This window comes from Gilliamella sp. B2887, from assembly GCF_026537015.1.
In the GTDB taxonomy this organism is placed as follows: domain Bacteria; phylum Pseudomonadota; class Gammaproteobacteria; order Enterobacterales; family Orbaceae; genus Gilliamella.
In genome coordinates this window covers 15,602-32,809 of record NZ_JAFNMX010000017.1, presented here as the reverse complement: position 1 = coordinate 32,809, position 17,208 = coordinate 15,602, and the positions used below count along the sequence as shown (strand labels likewise).

At 36.8% G+C, this 17,208-nt stretch carries 12 protein-coding genes; 2 read left to right on the top strand and 10 right to left on the bottom strand.

Translation table 11 applies throughout. From position 1 onward, the window contains the following. The 10 genes from J3U13_RS11035 to parE all read right to left on the bottom strand — a co-directional run. The coding region (locus J3U13_RS11035) for a GTP-binding protein (RefSeq protein ID WP_010312103.1) at nucleotides 1–85 on the bottom strand (85 nt) is incomplete at its 3' end. A 69-nt stretch (nucleotides 86–154) separates the two neighbouring features. Then, on the bottom strand, nucleotides 155–2,257 hold the full coding sequence (fusA, locus tag J3U13_RS11030; protein WP_267342091.1) for an elongation factor G: 2,103 nt from the start codon (nucleotides 2,255–2,257) through the stop codon (nucleotides 155–157). A gap of 109 nt (nucleotides 2,258–2,366) precedes the next feature. Continuing rightward, on the bottom strand, nucleotides 2,367–2,837 hold the full coding sequence (rpsG, locus tag J3U13_RS11025; RefSeq protein WP_065737965.1) for a 30S ribosomal protein S7: 471 nt from the start codon (nucleotides 2,835–2,837) through the stop codon (nucleotides 2,367–2,369). Between the two features lie 100 nt (nucleotides 2,838–2,937). Further along, the gene (rpsL, locus tag J3U13_RS11020; RefSeq protein WP_025316630.1) at nucleotides 2,938–3,312 is read right to left on the bottom strand and encodes a 30S ribosomal protein S12; all 375 of its coding nucleotides are present in this window, start codon (nucleotides 3,310–3,312) and stop codon (nucleotides 2,938–2,940) included. Nucleotides 3,313–4,194: 882 nt separating this feature from the next. Beyond that, nucleotides 4,195–5,505, bottom strand: a complete 1,311-nt coding sequence (locus tag J3U13_RS11015; RefSeq protein ID WP_267342086.1) for an NCS2 family permease — start codon at nucleotides 5,503–5,505, stop codon at nucleotides 4,195–4,197. 199 nt (nucleotides 5,506–5,704) lie between these two features. Next, entirely contained in the window at nucleotides 5,705–7,279 is a 1,575-nt protein-coding gene (locus J3U13_RS11010) for a TerC family protein (RefSeq protein WP_416380258.1), read from the bottom strand. A gap of 143 nt (nucleotides 7,280–7,422) precedes the next feature. Continuing rightward, nucleotides 7,423–8,868: a TrkH family potassium uptake protein gene (locus tag J3U13_RS11005; protein WP_267342095.1), complete on the bottom strand. Its 1,446-nt coding sequence runs from the start codon at nucleotides 8,866–8,868 to the stop codon at nucleotides 7,423–7,425. Between the two features lie 14 nt (nucleotides 8,869–8,882). Next, on the bottom strand, nucleotides 8,883–9,734 hold the full coding sequence (gene djlA / locus J3U13_RS11000) for a co-chaperone DjlA (protein WP_267342084.1): 852 nt from the start codon (nucleotides 9,732–9,734) through the stop codon (nucleotides 8,883–8,885). Between the two features lie 4 nt (nucleotides 9,735–9,738). Then, on the bottom strand, nucleotides 9,739–11,964 hold the full coding sequence (gene parC, locus J3U13_RS10995; protein ID WP_267342082.1) for a DNA topoisomerase IV subunit A: 2,226 nt from the start codon (nucleotides 11,962–11,964) through the stop codon (nucleotides 9,739–9,741). A 27-nt stretch (nucleotides 11,965–11,991) separates the two neighbouring features. Next, the gene (gene parE / locus J3U13_RS10990; RefSeq protein WP_267342081.1) at nucleotides 11,992–13,881 is read right to left on the bottom strand and encodes a DNA topoisomerase IV subunit B; all 1,890 of its coding nucleotides are present in this window, start codon (nucleotides 13,879–13,881) and stop codon (nucleotides 11,992–11,994) included. A 238-nt stretch (nucleotides 13,882–14,119) separates the two neighbouring features. Between parE and J3U13_RS10985 the strand changes: the two genes are divergently transcribed. Both J3U13_RS10985 and J3U13_RS10980 read left to right on the top strand, forming a co-directional pair. Continuing rightward, nucleotides 14,120–16,573, top strand: a complete 2,454-nt coding sequence (locus tag J3U13_RS10985) for a DMSO/selenate family reductase complex A subunit (RefSeq protein WP_267342079.1) — start codon at nucleotides 14,120–14,122, stop codon at nucleotides 16,571–16,573. Between the two features lie 19 nt (nucleotides 16,574–16,592). Then, a complete protein-coding gene (locus J3U13_RS10980; RefSeq protein ID WP_267342077.1) occupies nucleotides 16,593–17,207 on the top strand; it encodes a DMSO/selenate family reductase complex B subunit in 615 nt (204 codons plus the stop codon). Nucleotide 17,208 lies beyond the last annotated feature (1 nt).

The window sequence follows — 17,208 nt, the reverse complement described above, 5'->3', positions numbered from 1 at the left end:
TTAAAGTTGTTTTACCATGGTCAACGTGGCCGATTGTACCAACGTTAACGTGGGGTTTTGTACGTTCAAATTTTTCTTTAGACATCTTAATGTTCCTTTATTAAATCACTTCCCTTCTCAATAAAAGGGAAGTGTTACTTTATTTATATAAAAATTATTTCGCTTTACGAGCTTCTATAATTGCTGTAGCAATATTTGTTGGTGCTTCATTGTACTTTAAGAATTCCATAGAGTAAGAAGCACGGCCTTGTGTTTGAGAACGAAGATCTGTTGCATAACCAAACATTTCTGAAAGTGGAACTTGTGCTTTAACTGTTTTACCAGTAGCTGTATCGTCCATTCCTTCGATCATACCACGACGACGGTTTAAATCACCAATTACGTCACCCATATAATCTTCTGGAGTTTCAACTTCTACTTTCATAATTGGTTCTAAAAGCACTGGTTTTGCTTTCATGAAGCCTTCTTTAAATGCCATTGAACCAGCAATTTTAAATGCCATTTCTGATGAGTCAACATCATGGTAAGAACCATCAAAGATAGTGACTTCAACATCAACAATTGGGTAACCAGCAAGAACACCATTTTTCATTTGTTCTTGACAGCCTTTATCAACTGCAGGAATGTATTCTTTAGGAACTACACCACCAACAATTTCATTATTGAATTTGTAGCCTTCGCCGCCAGCTTCCAATGGTTTGATTTTTAACCATACATGACCATATTGACCACGACCACCAGATTGACGAACAAATTTACCTTCTTGTTCAACTTCATTACGAATGGTTTCACGGTAAGCAACTTGTGGTTTACCAACATTTGCTTCCACTTTGAATTCACGTTTCATACGGTCAACGATGATTTCTAAGTGAAGCTCACCCATACCAGAAATAATGGTTTGACCTGATTCTTCATCTGTATGAACACGGAATGAAGGGTCTTCTTGTGCTAGTCGACCTAAAGCAAGTCCCATTTTTTCTTGGTCAGCTTTGGTTTTTGGTTCTACTGCAACTGAGATTACCGGTTCAGGGAATTCCATTCTTTCAAGAATGATTGGTGCGCTTTCAGCACAAAGAGTATCACCAGTAGTCACATCTTTAAGACCGATTGCGGCAGCAATGTCACCCGCGCGAACTTCTTTAATTTCTTCACGTTTGTTAGCGTGCATCTGAACGATACGACCAAAACGTTCTTTTTTGTCTTTAACAGAGTTAAGAACAGTATCACCTGAGTTTACAACACCTGAGTAAACACGGAAGAATGTTAAGTTACCAACAAATGGGTCAGTTGCAATTTTGAATGCTAATGATGAGAATGGTTCATCATCACTTGAATGACGTTCAGCTGCTTCACCATTTGCTAATTCACCTTTAATTGCAGGTACATCAGTTGGTGCAGGTAGATATTCAATAACTGCATCGAGCATGAATTGAACACCTTTATTTTTAAATGCACTACCACAAGTAACTAAGATGATTTCATTAGCAAGTACGCGTTCACGTAATGCAGCTTTAACTTCTTCTTCAGTTAACTCTTCACCGCCAAGGTATTTTTCCATTAACTCTTCACTTGCTTCTGCTGCAGCTTCAATTAAGTAAGCACGCCATTCTTCGACTTGCTCAACCATGTCAGCAGGCACATCTTCATAAGTGAATGTTACGCCTTGATCAGCATCATTCCAGTTAATTGCTTTACGTTTAAGTAAATCAACTACACCAGTAAAGCCTTCTTCAGCACCGATAGGTAAAACTAAAGGAACAGGTACCGCGGCTAAACGAGTTTTGATTTGATCAACAACACGTAAGAAGTTAGCACCCATACGGTCCATTTTGTTTACGAAAGCAATACGTGGAACTTTATATTTGTTTGCTTGACGCCATACTGTTTCTGATTGAGGTTGAACACCACCAACCGCACAGTAAACCATTACTGCACCATCAAGAACACGCATAGAACGTTCTACTTCGATGGTGAAATCAACGTGTCCAGGGGTGTCGATAATGTTGATACGGTGTGGTTCAAATTGTTGACCCATACCAGACCAGAATGCAGTTGTTGCAGCAGAAGTGATAGTAATACCACGTTCTTGTTCTTGTTCCATCCAGTCCATGGTAGCTGCGCCATCATGAACTTCACCAATTTTGTGACTTACACCAGTATAAAACAAAATACGTTCAGTTGTTGTTGTTTTACCTGCGTCAATATGTGCACTAATACCAATATTGCGGTAGCGTACTATAGGGGTTGTACGAGCCATATTAATCCTCTACTTAGAATCGTTTGCTTAATAAAATATCATTTAGGTTGACTGACAGTCGGTAGAGACTGTCAGCCTAATTCTCAACCATGTAATTGAATGGTGAAAATTACCAACGATAATGTGCAAACGCTTTATTAGCTTCAGCCATACGATGAACATCTTCGCGTTTTTTCACAGCGGTACCTTTGTTTTCAAAAGCATCCATAAGTTCATTCGCTAGGCGCAAAGCCATTGATTTATCGCCACGTTTACGTGCCGCATCTACAATCCAACGCATTGCAAGTGCATTACGACGAACAGGGCGCACTTCAACAGGAACTTGGTATGTAGAACCACCAACGCGACGAGACTTAACTTCTAGAGTTGGTCTTACGTTATCTAATGCAACTTCGAAAGCTGCTAAGTGGTCTTTTCCACTACGCTCAGCTAATTTATCAAGAGCTGAATATACGATTGATTCTGCGATAGATTTTTTACCATCTATCATTAAAATATTTACAAATTTCGCCAGCAAATCTGAACCGAATTTCGGATCAGGTAAAATTTTTCTTTGACCAGCAACATGACGACGTGGCATTGGAATACTCCGTTTATATGTTATAAATTTTTCAGGTTTACCCAAAACTCAACTGAGTTAAATGGAATTATTTAGTTTGGCCTTACTTAACGGAGTCCCATTAAGCTTTAGGTCGTTTCACACCGTATTTAGAACGGCTTTGTTTACGATCTTTAACACCTGCGCAGTCTAATGCACCGCGAACAGTATGATAACGAACACCAGGTAAATCTTTAACACGACCACCGCGGATTAAAATCACACTGTGTTCTTGTAAGTTGTGACCTTCACCACCGATATATGAAGTTACTTCAAAACCGTTGGTTAAACGTACACGGCATACTTTACGTAATGCTGAGTTTGGTTTTTTCGGTGTAGTAGTGTAAACACGTGTACAAACACCGCGTTTTTGCGGGCATGCTTCAAGAGCAGGAACGTTACTTTTTACTTCCTTAAGTGCTCTAGGTTTGCGTACCAGCTGATTAATTGTTGCCATTAATAAGCTCCTGATTAATTAAAATAAATTTAAAATTGCTTTTTAGATACGTAATTAATAACTGTAGACCAAAAACTATGTATATAAGTTTTGGGTCGCAAGATTCTAGACCTCAACAGCCATAATGTCAAGTATTACCACAAGTTCTTTGCCTGTTTCAATTAAATTTTATTAGTATTAAGTAGAAATAATAAAAAAGTTTTAATTTTATTTTGTTACCCTTTTTGTGGATGAAATGCATCTGTTACAATTTATACTTATTTTGATGTTACTATGTTTGTTTAATGGTTATAAAGGTAGTGAAAAGTTAATTCGAGCTAATCGTATTTTTTGCAAAAGTGATCTGTTTTATTCAATGTCGGTTAACATTATATGATTGTACTCAAATTACGTTAAAAAACAGTAATAGTATACTGGTTATGAACATATTATTTAATGCCTAATAATGATGAATAGTGAAGAATGAATTACATAAAGTTGTTTTATTATTTAATGTAAATAATATCTACGATCGATACATTTTTAGGAGTATTGCTAAAATTAATTAATATTTACTGGAATATTTATATCTCTGAAACTGAATCTTAGGTATTTAATTATGAATCGGTCCAATTGCGTTTTTGCATTTAATAATATTGTGGTCTCTGAATCAGCTATGTTGGATGCAAATTACCTGATGATTTTTGATCGAAAATAATTTTGTGTAATGATACATTGGCAAAATGTTAAATATTGATAATTCAGATTTTTTAACCTAATTTTAATTTCAAATTTAGAATAACTGGTTAAAATCCCACTAATAAGTTCAATGAACAGCAAGCTAGGTGAGGATAACCGATTGGATTATTTCTACCGTTACAAAACGGTAGAAATAAAATTGAATTAATGATGATCAATGAAGATAAATTTTAAAGCAAATAATAGGGCAAAAATAATAACACATAAGTTGAGTTCTTTAAATTTACCTGTACAGGTTTTTAATACGACATAAGAGATAAAACCAAGGGCAACTCCTTCTGTAATAGCAAAGGCAAATGGCATCATTAAGGCAGTAATAAATGCTGGTGTTGCATCGGTTAAATCTGACCAATTGACTTTAACTAAGCTTGAAACCATTAAGATTCCAACAAAAATAAGCGCACCTGAAGTAGCATAACTTGGCACAAGATGAGCTAATGGTGATAAAAAGGTCATCATTAAAAATAAGAGTCCAACAATCACAGCGGTTAAGCCTGTACGACCACCAACAGAGATACCTGAAGAGCTTTCAATATAGGTCAATACAGATGACGTACCAAATAAGCCACCTAATGATGAGCTAAAACTATCAATTAATAACGCTTGACGCATTTTTGGAAAGCGGCCTTTTTCATCACAAATACCAGCTTTATCGGTTAATGCCAAAATGGTTCCAGACGAATCAAATAAGCTGACAATCATAATCGAGAAGATAACACCCATAATACCGATGTTAAAAGAACCAGCAAGGTCAACATGACCGACAACAGATGTTACACTTGGTGGGATGGATGCTATACCTTGATAACTAATATTTGGATCTAACCAAAGTGCCAATATCGTGACAACAAAAATTGAAATAAGTACTGCAGCATGAAAGTTACGAGCAGCTAAAATTATAATAATAAAAAAACCCAATGAACCGAGTAATACTTTTAGCGATAAAATATTCCCCATGGTCAATAGTGTTGTTGGCGAAGAAACGACAATGCCCATATTTTGAAAGCCCATAAAAGCAATAAATAATCCGATACCTGCACTAATACCTATGCGTAAGCATGGTGGAATGTGTTCAATTAACCAATGGCGAACTTTAAATAATGATAATGCAAAAAATACAAGTGATCCCCAAAATATCGCTCCCATACCTATTTGCCATGAGTAACCCATTGCGCCACATATTCCATAAGCAAAAAAGACGTTAAGTCCCATGGCTGGAGCTAAAGCGATGGGTAAATTGGCAAATAAACCCATTAAAATAGTGGCACAGGCTGTAACGACGCAAGTTAATACAAACACAGCAGACGTATCCATACCGGATGCAGATAAAATGGAAGGATTGACGAAGATGATATAGACCATGGTAAGAAAAGTGGTGCAACCAGCGATAATTTCAGTACCGACAGTTGTTTTTTTTTCTTTCAATTGAAATATTTTTTCGAATATTGAATTCATAAGTTAAAGCCCAATTTTGGTTGTCAAGAATGAACGTATTTCACGTTGTACTATTTATTTTTTACCAAAAGGAAAAAATAAAAAAGATGAGGCGTTATTACTCCACATCTTTTAAAAAGAAATTTTACCGCATAATTATTGCTTGTTATTTATTTAGGTCAAGCGTTATTCTACTCCGCGCAATGCGCTAGGCAGTGTTCTACTCAGATACAGCATCAAGTTTATTCAAAGTAATTTTGACTTTAAGAATACGGTGACTTTCTATCTCGGCAATTTCGAATAGATAATCGCCAATTTGAATTGTCTCACCAACATTAAGTAAATGTTGAGCTTTTTCCATGAGCAGTCCTGCCAGAGTATGATATTCGCGTTTATCGTCAATAGGAATTGGCACAAAACGAACTAATTCTTCAACAGGGATGTAGCCATTAGCAATCCAGCTATGATCATCTACACATTGAATATCATGTTTAGCATCAATTTCCTCCTCCTCTGTTGGAAAATCACCTGCAATGGTTTCAATAATGTCTGTCACAGAGACAATACCTTGCATTGAACCAAATTCATCCACTACAAATGCAAAGTGAGTTTTAGCCTTTTTAAATTGATCTAGCGCAACTAATAAAGATACCGTCTCAGGGAAGATAAGTGGCTGTTTTATCAGTGAATGAATATCAATGGGTTTTTTGCTTTGGATCATATCTTTTAATAGATCGTTTACTTGAATAATACCTAATGGTTCATCAATTGAGGCATTATCAGTGACAACTAAACGTGAATGTGGATTATCAAAAATCTCTTTTAATATGATTTCACGGTCATCATTAATATTTACCATATCAACATCTAATCGTGATGTCATAACGCTACTGACCGAGCGTTGAGCTAGACCCAGTACCCGTTCGACCATGTTCAATTCTTGGTGATTAAATACGGAGGCTTTTTTGTTATTATCTGATATCACATCAATAGTGTGAGTTTCAGGATCTTCTTCTGCATCACCTTTAAGTAAATGCAAAACAGCTTCGGCGGTACGTTCACGTAATGGTTTTTTATTTAATATTTTACGACGATTAAAAATAGCCAATTGATTGAAAAACTCAATCATAATTGAGAAGCCAATCGCTGCATACAAATAACCTTTAGGAATAACAAATCCTAGCCCTTCTGCAACTAAACTAAAACCAATCATCAGTAAAAAGCTTAAGCAAAGAATGACAATAGTTGGATGTGAGTTGACAAAATGAGCTAAAGGTCTACTGGCAACCATCATAATGCCAATAGCAATACAAACCGCAATAATCATTACTGGAATATGTTCAACCATACCTACAGCGGTTATTACTGAGTCTAAGGAAAATACGGCATCAAGTACCACGATTTGGGCAACAACTGTCCAAAAATGTGAAGTTTTTTTTGGTTTTCCTTCTTCATGGGCAGAGCCTTCAAGGCGTTCATTGAGTTCCATCGTTGCTTTGAAAAGCAAAAATATCCCTCCAATAAACATAATTAATTGACGAGCATTGAAAGTAATACCAAATTTTGAAAATAATGGCGTGTTAAGAGTAACTAACCAACCCGTTATCATTAATAATAAAATTCGGGTAATTAATGCAAATGCAAGACCAGTTATACGGGCCTTATCTCGTTGATGTGACGGAAGTTTCTCGGCAAGAATGGCTATAAAAACAATATTATCAATACCAAGGACGATTTCAAGTACAACCAGAGTGGATAAACCAATCCAGATTGTAGGATCCATGATCCATTCCATATGTCAGGTGATTACCTCTAGTGATCACAGCACATGCTGCCGTGTAATTCTGGCTGTAATTGACTAAATAATCAATAAAATATTTATAAAAATTGTTTATTTTGTCAAAAAGTTTGAGGTTAACTATACGTTTCAGTATAAAATTAGCTTCGCCAGAAAGTAGGTGTAAATAAAACAAGTAAAGTAAATATTTCTAATCGACCAAATAACATATCAACTATCATGACCCATTTAACCATATCGCTAACACTAGCAAAATTATCACTTACACTGCCAAGACCAATACCTAAATTATTGAGTGAAGATGCTACAATATAGAAAGAATCAGATGCCGCAATACCTGTTGCCATAATGATAAATAAGCTGAGTAGAAAGACTAAAGCATATGCCGAGAAAAATCCCCAAACAGCTTCAATAATTCGTTCTGGTACAACACGATTGTTGAGTTTCAATGTATAGATAGCATTGGGATGAATAAGGCGTTTTAGCTCTCGCGAACCTTGCATAAATAGTAATAATGTCCGAACTACTTTCAAACCACCACCAGTAGAACCTGCACATCCACCAATAAATGATGCGCATAGTAAAAAAAGAGGAAGTAATGACGGCCAGGTATTGATATCATCAATAGTAAATCCTGCTGTGGCTGCGACAGAGACAACTTGTAATATAATTTTGTCTATACTTAATTTGTGTTTTATTTGATAAAAATAAACTCCACATGCACAAATCACAATTAAAATAAGTAAAATAAAGATAAAAGTTCTAAATTCTTGGTCTCGCCAGTATACTTTAATCGATAATCCATTTAATGCAGCAAAATGTAATGCGAAATTACAGCCCGATAAAATTAAAAAAATAGTAATAATATAGTTGATGGTAGCGCTGTTAAAATAAGCAAGATTATCATCGTGAGTAGAAAATCCACCCATTGATATGGTTGAGAAACTGTGTGAAACCGCATCAAAAATATTCATTCCAGCAGCCCATAAGCAAATTGCACAGAGCGTTGTGAGTAAAATATAAATTGACCAAAGTGTTTTTGCCGTTTCGGCAATACGTGGACGCATTTTACTGTCTTTTTGTGGACCAGGGATTTCGGCCCGATAAAGTTGCATGCCCCCAACACCCAATAATGGTAAGATTGCAACCGCTAAAACAATAATACCCATACCCCCCAACCATTGTAATAATTGTCGATAGAAAAGTAGGGCTTTAGGTAGATGATCAAGATGTACAATTGTTGTTGCACCTGTCGTCGTTAGGCTGGAAAACGATTCGAAAAATGCTGTGGTTAAATTTAAATTAATATGGGTATCAAAAATAAAGGGAAATGCTCCTATTGTACCGAGTACAACCCAAAATAAAACGACGATAAAGAAACCTTCTCGAGTATTGAGCTCATGACGTTGGTGACGATTGGGTAACCATAGTAAACAGCCTAATATTAATGCTGCGAAAAAGGAACGAACAAATATGGCACCTGCGCCATCACGATAGATTAAGGCAATCAACGCTGGTAGTAACATGAATATTGACAATAGTGCAATTAATAAACCTATGATTCTAAGAATTGAGCGCCAGTGCATCATATGGATCGTCTCTATTTAAAACCACGAGAGGCTTTGATTAAATCATAAGCTGCTTGAATTTCTTGTGCGCGTTTTTTAGCCGCTTCAAGCATCTCTTTTGGTAAACCTTTAGATACTAACTTGTCAGGATGATGTTCATTCATCAATTTACGATAAGCTCTTTTTATTGTAGCAATATCGGCAGATGGTTCAACGCCTAGAATTTTATAAGCATTCTGTAAATTTAGTTGTGAAGAGTTGTTTTGATAACCACTATAGCGATGATTACTATTTTCTCGATATTGATTATTCTGTTCGTGTTGGTAGTTATAATTCTGTTGATGAAAATGATAACTCCCCATCATCATTTGTATGTAAACTGCCATTTGATGATGAGGAATATTGAATTCCTCGGCTACGATAAAGAGTATTTGTGACTCTTTGTCATCTAAATGACCATCGATTAGTGCTGCCTGGATAAGCTGCTCACAGAAAATATTTAACACATTACGTCTATAACGATATTGATTATATAACTCTCTTAAACGTTCCCTAAGTGGATAATCACTTGCTTTACCACGATTAAAGGAGTCTTGAGCAAGTTGACGACTATTGCTATCTAGCTGCAATTGGGTCATAAATCTACGTGCCAAATTAATATCATCTTGCGTAACAACGCCTTTAGCTTTACTTAAATGACCAAGTACTTCAAAAACTACGGTTAAGTAAAGTCTTGGGTTTCCTTTTGGTCCTTGTTCGGTTAACTTATTACAAAACGCATGGTAAAGTTTTGGGCCAATAAATAACCCAAGTAAAAACCCCCAATTTGATTTTAATATAATGCTTAAAACAAAGCCTGTAATTATCGCCCAAATAAAAGACATATTATTAAATTACCTCAATTCGATCTATTTTTTGTAATCCACGTGGTAAAGCTGTTCCTTTACGTGCACGTTCCGATTTATATTTTTCTAAATCAGCTGGATTAAGCGTAAGTTTGCGTTTACCAACATATAAGGTTAAGGATGTATCTGGTGTGATTAATTGTATGTAAGCAAGGCGGTCATCTGCACCTGATAATGATATGATTTTGTTGCCTTTACCTTTTGCAAGCTCAGGTAAATCTTTTACAGGGAAGATGAGCATTCGTCCTGCTTGAGTAATGGATAATAATAAGCTATCTTCAGATAGAATTTCAATTGGCGCTAGCACTTTAGCTTCATTTGATAAATTGATGATCGCTTTACCATTACGATTTCGAGTAACTAAATCACTGAATTTACAAATAAAACCATAACCAGCGCTAGAGGCTAATAAGAATTTTTTATTTTCATTAGTGGACATTAATATATGTTCAATTATTGCTCCAGCAGGAAGTGCTAGTTTACCCGTTATTGGTTCACCTTGTCCGCGTGCTGATGGTAGTGTATTTGGTTCAATAGCATAACTTCGACCAGTCGAATCAATGAATACTACTGGTTGATTGCTTTTACCTTTGGCCGCAACTTTAAAACTATCGCCAGCTTTATAACTTAAACCAACAGGATCGATATCATGTCCTTTTGCTGATCTAACCCAGCCCATTTCAGATAACACAATGGTGATAGGTTCTGATGGTATGAGTTCTTGTTCTGTAATGGCTTTTGCTTCACTTCGCTCAACGATAGGTGAACGGCGCTCGTCACCATATTTTTCGGCATCTTGTTGAAGCTCTTTTTTAATTAAATGATTTAATTTTCGTGGTGAAGCTAATAATGCTTGTAATTGATCTCGTTCTTTAGCAAGTTCATTTTGTTCGCCTTTAATGCGCACTTCTTCCAATTTGGCTAAATGACGAAGTTTTAGTTCTAAAATAGCTTCAGCTTGAATCTCGGACAGGGCAAAGCGATGCATCAACTCAGCTTTTGGATCTTCCTCATTACGAATGATTTCAATCACTTCGTCAATATTCAAGAAAGCAATTAATAGACCATCTAAAATATAGAGTCGTTTTAATACTTTATCTAAACGATAATTTAATCGACGTATGACTGTTGTTCGGCGGTATTCCAGCCATTCAGTGAGAATTTCAAGCAAACCTTTTACTGATGGGCGATTATCTAGCCCAATCATGTTCATGTTGACTCGATAGCTTTTTTCAAGATCGGTAGTGGCAAAAAGGTGATTCATTACTTGTTCTAAATCAACACGATTAGAACGAGGAACGAGGACCAGTCGAGTTGGATTTTCGTGATCAGACTCATCGCGTAAATCTTCTATTAACGGCAATTTTTTAGCGCGCATTTGCGAAGCAATTTGCTCTAAAATTTTTGCCCCGGAAACTTGATGTGGTAGATCGGTAATAACAATATCACTGTCTTCTTTTTTCCATACTGCACGCATGCGAATTGAACCACGACCCGTTTTATATATTTTAGCAATATCGTCAGGCGAAGTTATAATTTCGGCTTCGGTCGGGAAGTCTGGTCCTTGAATGTGAGCCATTACTTCACTTAAAGTTGCATTTGGGTTATCGGCTAACATAATAGCGGCGTTTGCCACTTCACGAATATTATGTGGTGGAATGTCCGTTGCCATACCAACAGCGATCCCCGTGGTACCATTTAATAAAATATTGGGTAATCGAGCCGGTAACATTTTAGGTTCTTGCAAAGTACCATCAAAATTAGGTGTGTAATCGACAGTACCTTGTCCTAATTCACCTAATAATAATTCAGCATATTTTGATAAACGTGATTCGGTGTAACGCATAGCTGCAAAGGATTTGGGATCATCTGGTGCCCCCCAGTTCCCTTGTCCATCAACCAATGGATAACGGTAAGAAAATGGCTGCGCCATTAACACCATCGCTTCATAACATGCACTATCACCATGCGGGTGATATTTACCGAGCACATCACCCACAGTACGTGCTGATTTTTTAAATTTTGCTTGAGCATTTAACCCTAATTCTGACATGGCATAAACAATACGTCGCTGCACGGGTTTTAGACCGTCACCAATAAAAGGTAATGCGCGATCCATAATGACATACATTGAGTAGTTTAAATAAGCACTTTCTGTAAATGTACGTAGTGACTGGATTTCTACTCCGTCATGAGTCATTTCACTCATTATTGTTCCTCTAAATCATTCTTTATGTTAGACATCAAGTTCGACTTGATCACCTTTTTCTTGTAACCATTCACGGCGATCTTCTGAACGTTTTTTGGCAAGTAGCATATCCATTAATGCCATGGTCTCTTCTGTATTATCAAGTGACAACTGAACTAATCGGCGGGTATTCGGATCCATCGTTGTTTCACGGAGTTGCAGTGGATTCATTTCACCCAACCCTTTGAAACGTTGTACATTTGGTTTGCCTTTTTTGCGTTTTAGTTGATCTAAAATACCTTCTTTTTCTTCTTCATCTAAAGCGTAATGGACTTCTTTGCCAAGATCAATACGATAAAGCGGTGGCATTGCTACAAAGACATGACCACGTTCAACCATAACACGAAAATGACGAACGAATAGCGCACAAAGTAAAGTGGCAATATGTAATCCATCAGAGTCAGCATCGGCTAAAATACAAATTTTACCATAACGTAATTGGCTTAAATCATCACTATCTGGGTCGATACCAATAGCCACTGAAATGTCATGGATTTCCTGCGAACCTAAGACTTCGTCAGATGAAACTTCCCAAGTATTTAATATTTTACCTTTTAACGGCATGATAGCTTGATACTCACGATCTCGCGCCTGTTTAGCTGATCCTCCCGCAGAATCCCCTTCGACTAGAAATAGTTCCGTACGGCTTAAGTCTTGTGAGGAACAATCTGCTAATTTACCTGGAAGAGCAGGACCGCTAGTAAGCTTTTTACGAATAACTTTTTTTGATGCTCTTAAACGTTTTTGGGCACTGGTAATGACCAGTTCTGCCAATGATTCAGCGATCTGTACATTTTGATTTAACCATAAACTGAAGGCATCTTTAACAACAGCAGATACAAATGCTGCGCTTTGTCTTGATGATAGGCGCTCTTTAGTTTGCCCGGCAAACTGTGGTTCTTGCATTTTTACCGATAATACATATGCACAACGTTCCCAAATATCATCAGCAGTAAGTTTTAAACCCCGCGGTAATAGGTTTCGAAATTCGCAAAAATCTCGCATAGCATCAAGTAATCCTTGGCGTAAACCATTAACATGCGTACCGCCTTGTACGGTCGGAATTAAGTTAACGTAACTTTCTGTTAAAAGTTCGCCGCCTTCTGGCAACCAAAGTAAAGCCCATTCGACCGCTTCTGTTTCACCCGTATGATTACCAGTAAATGGCTCCTCTGGTAATAGTGTGTAACCACTAACAGACTCCATTAAATAATCTTTTAAGCCGTCTTGATAGCACCAGCGTTGTTCGGTATTGTTAATTTTATCTTTAAAGATAATTTCCAAACCTGGACAAAGTACAGCTTTAGCTTTTAGTAGATGAGACAATCGTGGTACTGAAAATCTTGGTGAGTCAAAATATTTTTCATCAGGCCAAAAACGAACCTTGGTTCCAGTATTACGGCGTCCACACATACCAGTAACATGCAGATCTTCTACTTTATCACCATTTTCGAAAGCGATTTGATACACTTGCCCATCTCGATTAACGGTAACTTCTACTCGTTTGGATAAAGCATTAACCACTGAAATACCTACACCATGCAAACCACCAGAGAACTGATAGTTTTTGTTTGAGAATTTTCCTCCAGCATGTAAACGGCAAAGTAGTAGCTCAATGGCTGGCACACCTTCTTCAGGGTGAATATCAACGGGCATTCCACGTCCATCATCAATGACCTCAAGTGAATTATCTTCATAAAGAGTGACTTTCACTTGACGAGCATGCCCCGCAATAGCTTCATCGACACTATTATCAATGACTTCTTGCCCTAAATGATTTGGGCGAGCAGTGTCAGTATACATTCCTGGGCGATGTCGGACAGGATCGAGGCCCTTTAAGACTTCAATATCGACGGCATTATAAGTAGATTGTGACATAGCGTTTCTAGTTCATTCAAATAAATGGAGAGTATTATACCAATCTTTCTTTAAGATGCATGATATTAAATTTATAATGAAATACAAATAGCGTTTTATTATGTTGAATGAGTTGATAATAATTCTTATTCAATTAATTTATTTGAAATTAATCATGATTTATACTGTTTATACCATTTTAATATTCCATCAATAGTATTATGATAAATAAATTCCACATAAAAATTAAGGGAATTCAATGAGCAAGTCAGAAAACAATAAAATGAGTCGACGTGATTTTTTACAAAAATCGATGGCAATTGGAAGCATTGCAGCTTTGGCAAGTAATATGCAAATGCCTTTTGTTTACGCCAAGTCGGATAAAAATACCAGTGACAATGAAATTCCTAACCCTACTAACCAAGAAAAAATTTTTTATAGTGCCTGTTTAGTTAATTGTGGAAGCCGTTGTCCACTAAAAGTCCATGTTAAAAACGATATTATCACTAAAATTTCTGCTGAGGATGGTGTTAATGATCCCGTCTTTGGTCAGCATCAAATTCGCCCTTGTTTACGTGGGAGAGCCGTTCGTTGGCGTACTTATGATCCTGATCGTTTAAAATATCCAATGCTACGCGTTGGTAAACGTGGTGAGGGTAAATTTAAGCGAATTTCATGGGAAGAGGCCATCAGTTTATTAGCGGATAAATTAAAATATACGATTGATAAGTATGGTAATGAGGCTATTTATTATCAATATGGTACAGGTACAACAGGCGCAAATATCCCTGGACGTAATGCCTGTAAGCGGTTTTTAAATACTATTGGCGGTTTTTTGAATTACCATGGTGATTATTCAAGTGGACAAATAACAGCAATTAAACCTTATCTTTATGGTAATGCTAACGAATCTTTGTTAGACCAAATAAAACATTCTGATTTGGTTGTGATGTTTGGTCAAAATATTGCTGAAACTCGAATGTCCGGTGGTGGGCAGGTTACGGAGTTATTCAATGCTTTATCACAAAGTAAGGCAAGAGTTATTATTATCGATCCACGGCATAGTGAAAGCGTAGTTGGTTATGATGCTGAATGGATCCCAATTATCCCAGGTACCGATGCCGCATTAGTTGCTGCAATTGGTTATACTTTACTTGAAGAAGATCGTATTGATGATGAAATGCTCAATCGATACTGTGTTGGTTGGAACGCCGATTCATTACCTGATACGGCACCTCCTTTTAGCGATTTTAAATCTTATATTCTTGGGTTAGGCGATGATAGGACACCGAAGACACCCGAATGGGCTGCTCAAAAAACAGGAATTCCAGCAAATCAGATTCGAAAATTAGCAATCGATATTGTCAGTGCTAAGGCTGCATGGATTTCTCAAGGTTGGGGTCCTCAACGTTGGCAGAATGGTGAGCACACTACAAGAGCAATTATGATATTACCTATTATTACTGGTCAATTTGGTAAGCTAGGAACAAATATAGGAACTTGGGGAGGTAGTGTAACTTATCCAGTTCCAGGTTTAAGTCTTGTGAACCCAGTTAAAACCAGTATTCCATTTTTTTTATGGACTAAAGCCATTGATGATCCATTTAGTATGACGGCCACAAATGCTTATATAAAAGGTAAAGATAAATTAGATGTAGGCATTAAATTTATCTGGAGTTATGCAAGTAATGTTATTGGTAACCAGCATGCTGATCTCAATCGGACTCACCAAATTTTACAAGATGAATCAAAATGTGAGTTTATTTTAGTCTGGGACACACATATGACCGCATCGGCTAAGTATGCCGATTTACTATTACCAGATGTGTCTTCGGTCGAAAGTAATGATTTGATTAATAATTCTTATGCATCAGGTGCTTATCATTACGTTATTCGTATGCAACGAGCAATTAAGCCGCTTTGGGAAAATCGTTCGTCATATGATGTGTTAACAGATTTATCGGAAAAGATGGGAGTAAAAGATAAATTCACGCAAGGTCGTAGTCAGGATGAGTGGATAGAGTATTGTTATGAGAAACTTCGAAAACAATATCCTAATTTACCTAGCTTTGATGAAACTGATGGTATAGGAGTGATTGATCGTAAGTTAGCTAATAGCGATACACAAGTTGCTTTACAAACATTCAGAGATGATCCTCTTAAAAATCCATTAAATACGCCATCAGGAAAAATTGAAATTTATTCTGAAGCATTGGCCAAAATTGCCAGTGAATGGGATTTTGATGAAGATGATAAACTTTATCCAATCCCAGCTTATTTACCCGCTATTGAAGGAAGTGAAGATAGACAGCAGAAACAAAAATATCCATTACAATTAATTGGTTTTCATATTAAAGGTCATTGTCATTCAAGTTATAGTAATTTACCGCAGTTACGAGAAGCTGTGGCGAGCAGTATTTGGATTAATCCATTTGATGCAGAGCAAAGACAGATTAAGCATGGACAATTAGTTGAGGTTTATAATGATCGTGGTCGATTGTATATTTCTGCTAAAGTCACACCACGTATATTGCCAGGTGTGATTGCGATTCCCCAAGGTTTGTGGGCAAAAACTAATGCAGAAGGTATAGATATTGGTGGTTGTGTTAATCGTTTAACTTCAATGCGTCCATCAGTTCTAGCTAAATCCAATCCACAACATACTAACTTGGTTGACATTAAACCATTGTCAGTTATGTCAACAGCATCGTAATTAAAGGGAGATGCATGAAATGCAATATGGATTCTATATTAACTCTTCTAAATGTACGGGCTGTAAAACCTGTCAATTGAGCTGTAAAGATGAGAAGGATAACTCTTTAGGCATCCATTTTCGTCGTGTGTATGAATATGGTGGTGGTGAATGGCAACAAGTTGATGGTCTTTGGCAAAATAATACTTTTACTTATTATTTGTCGATTTCTTGTAATCACTGTGATCAACCGACTTGTGTATATGGGTGTCCAACGGGTGCAATGCATAAACGTGAGGAAGATGGTTTAGTTGTGGTGAATCAAGATGTTTGTATTGGTTGTCGATACTGCGAAATGCGTTGTCCTTATGGTGCACCACAATTCGATCACCAAAAAAAAGTAATGTCTAAATGTGATGGGTGTTATGAGCGTGTATCTGAAGGATTAAAGCCTGTATGTGTTGAATCATGTCCACAACGAGCTTTAGACTTTGATGAAATTGGTAAGTTGCGTGAGCAATATGGTGATGAACGTAATATTGCACCATTACCAAATTCACAACTGACTAATCCTAATATTGTCATAAAACCACATGCACAATCTAAAGCATCTGGTGATACACAAGGTAAAGTACTCAATCCGGAGGAGGTCTAAA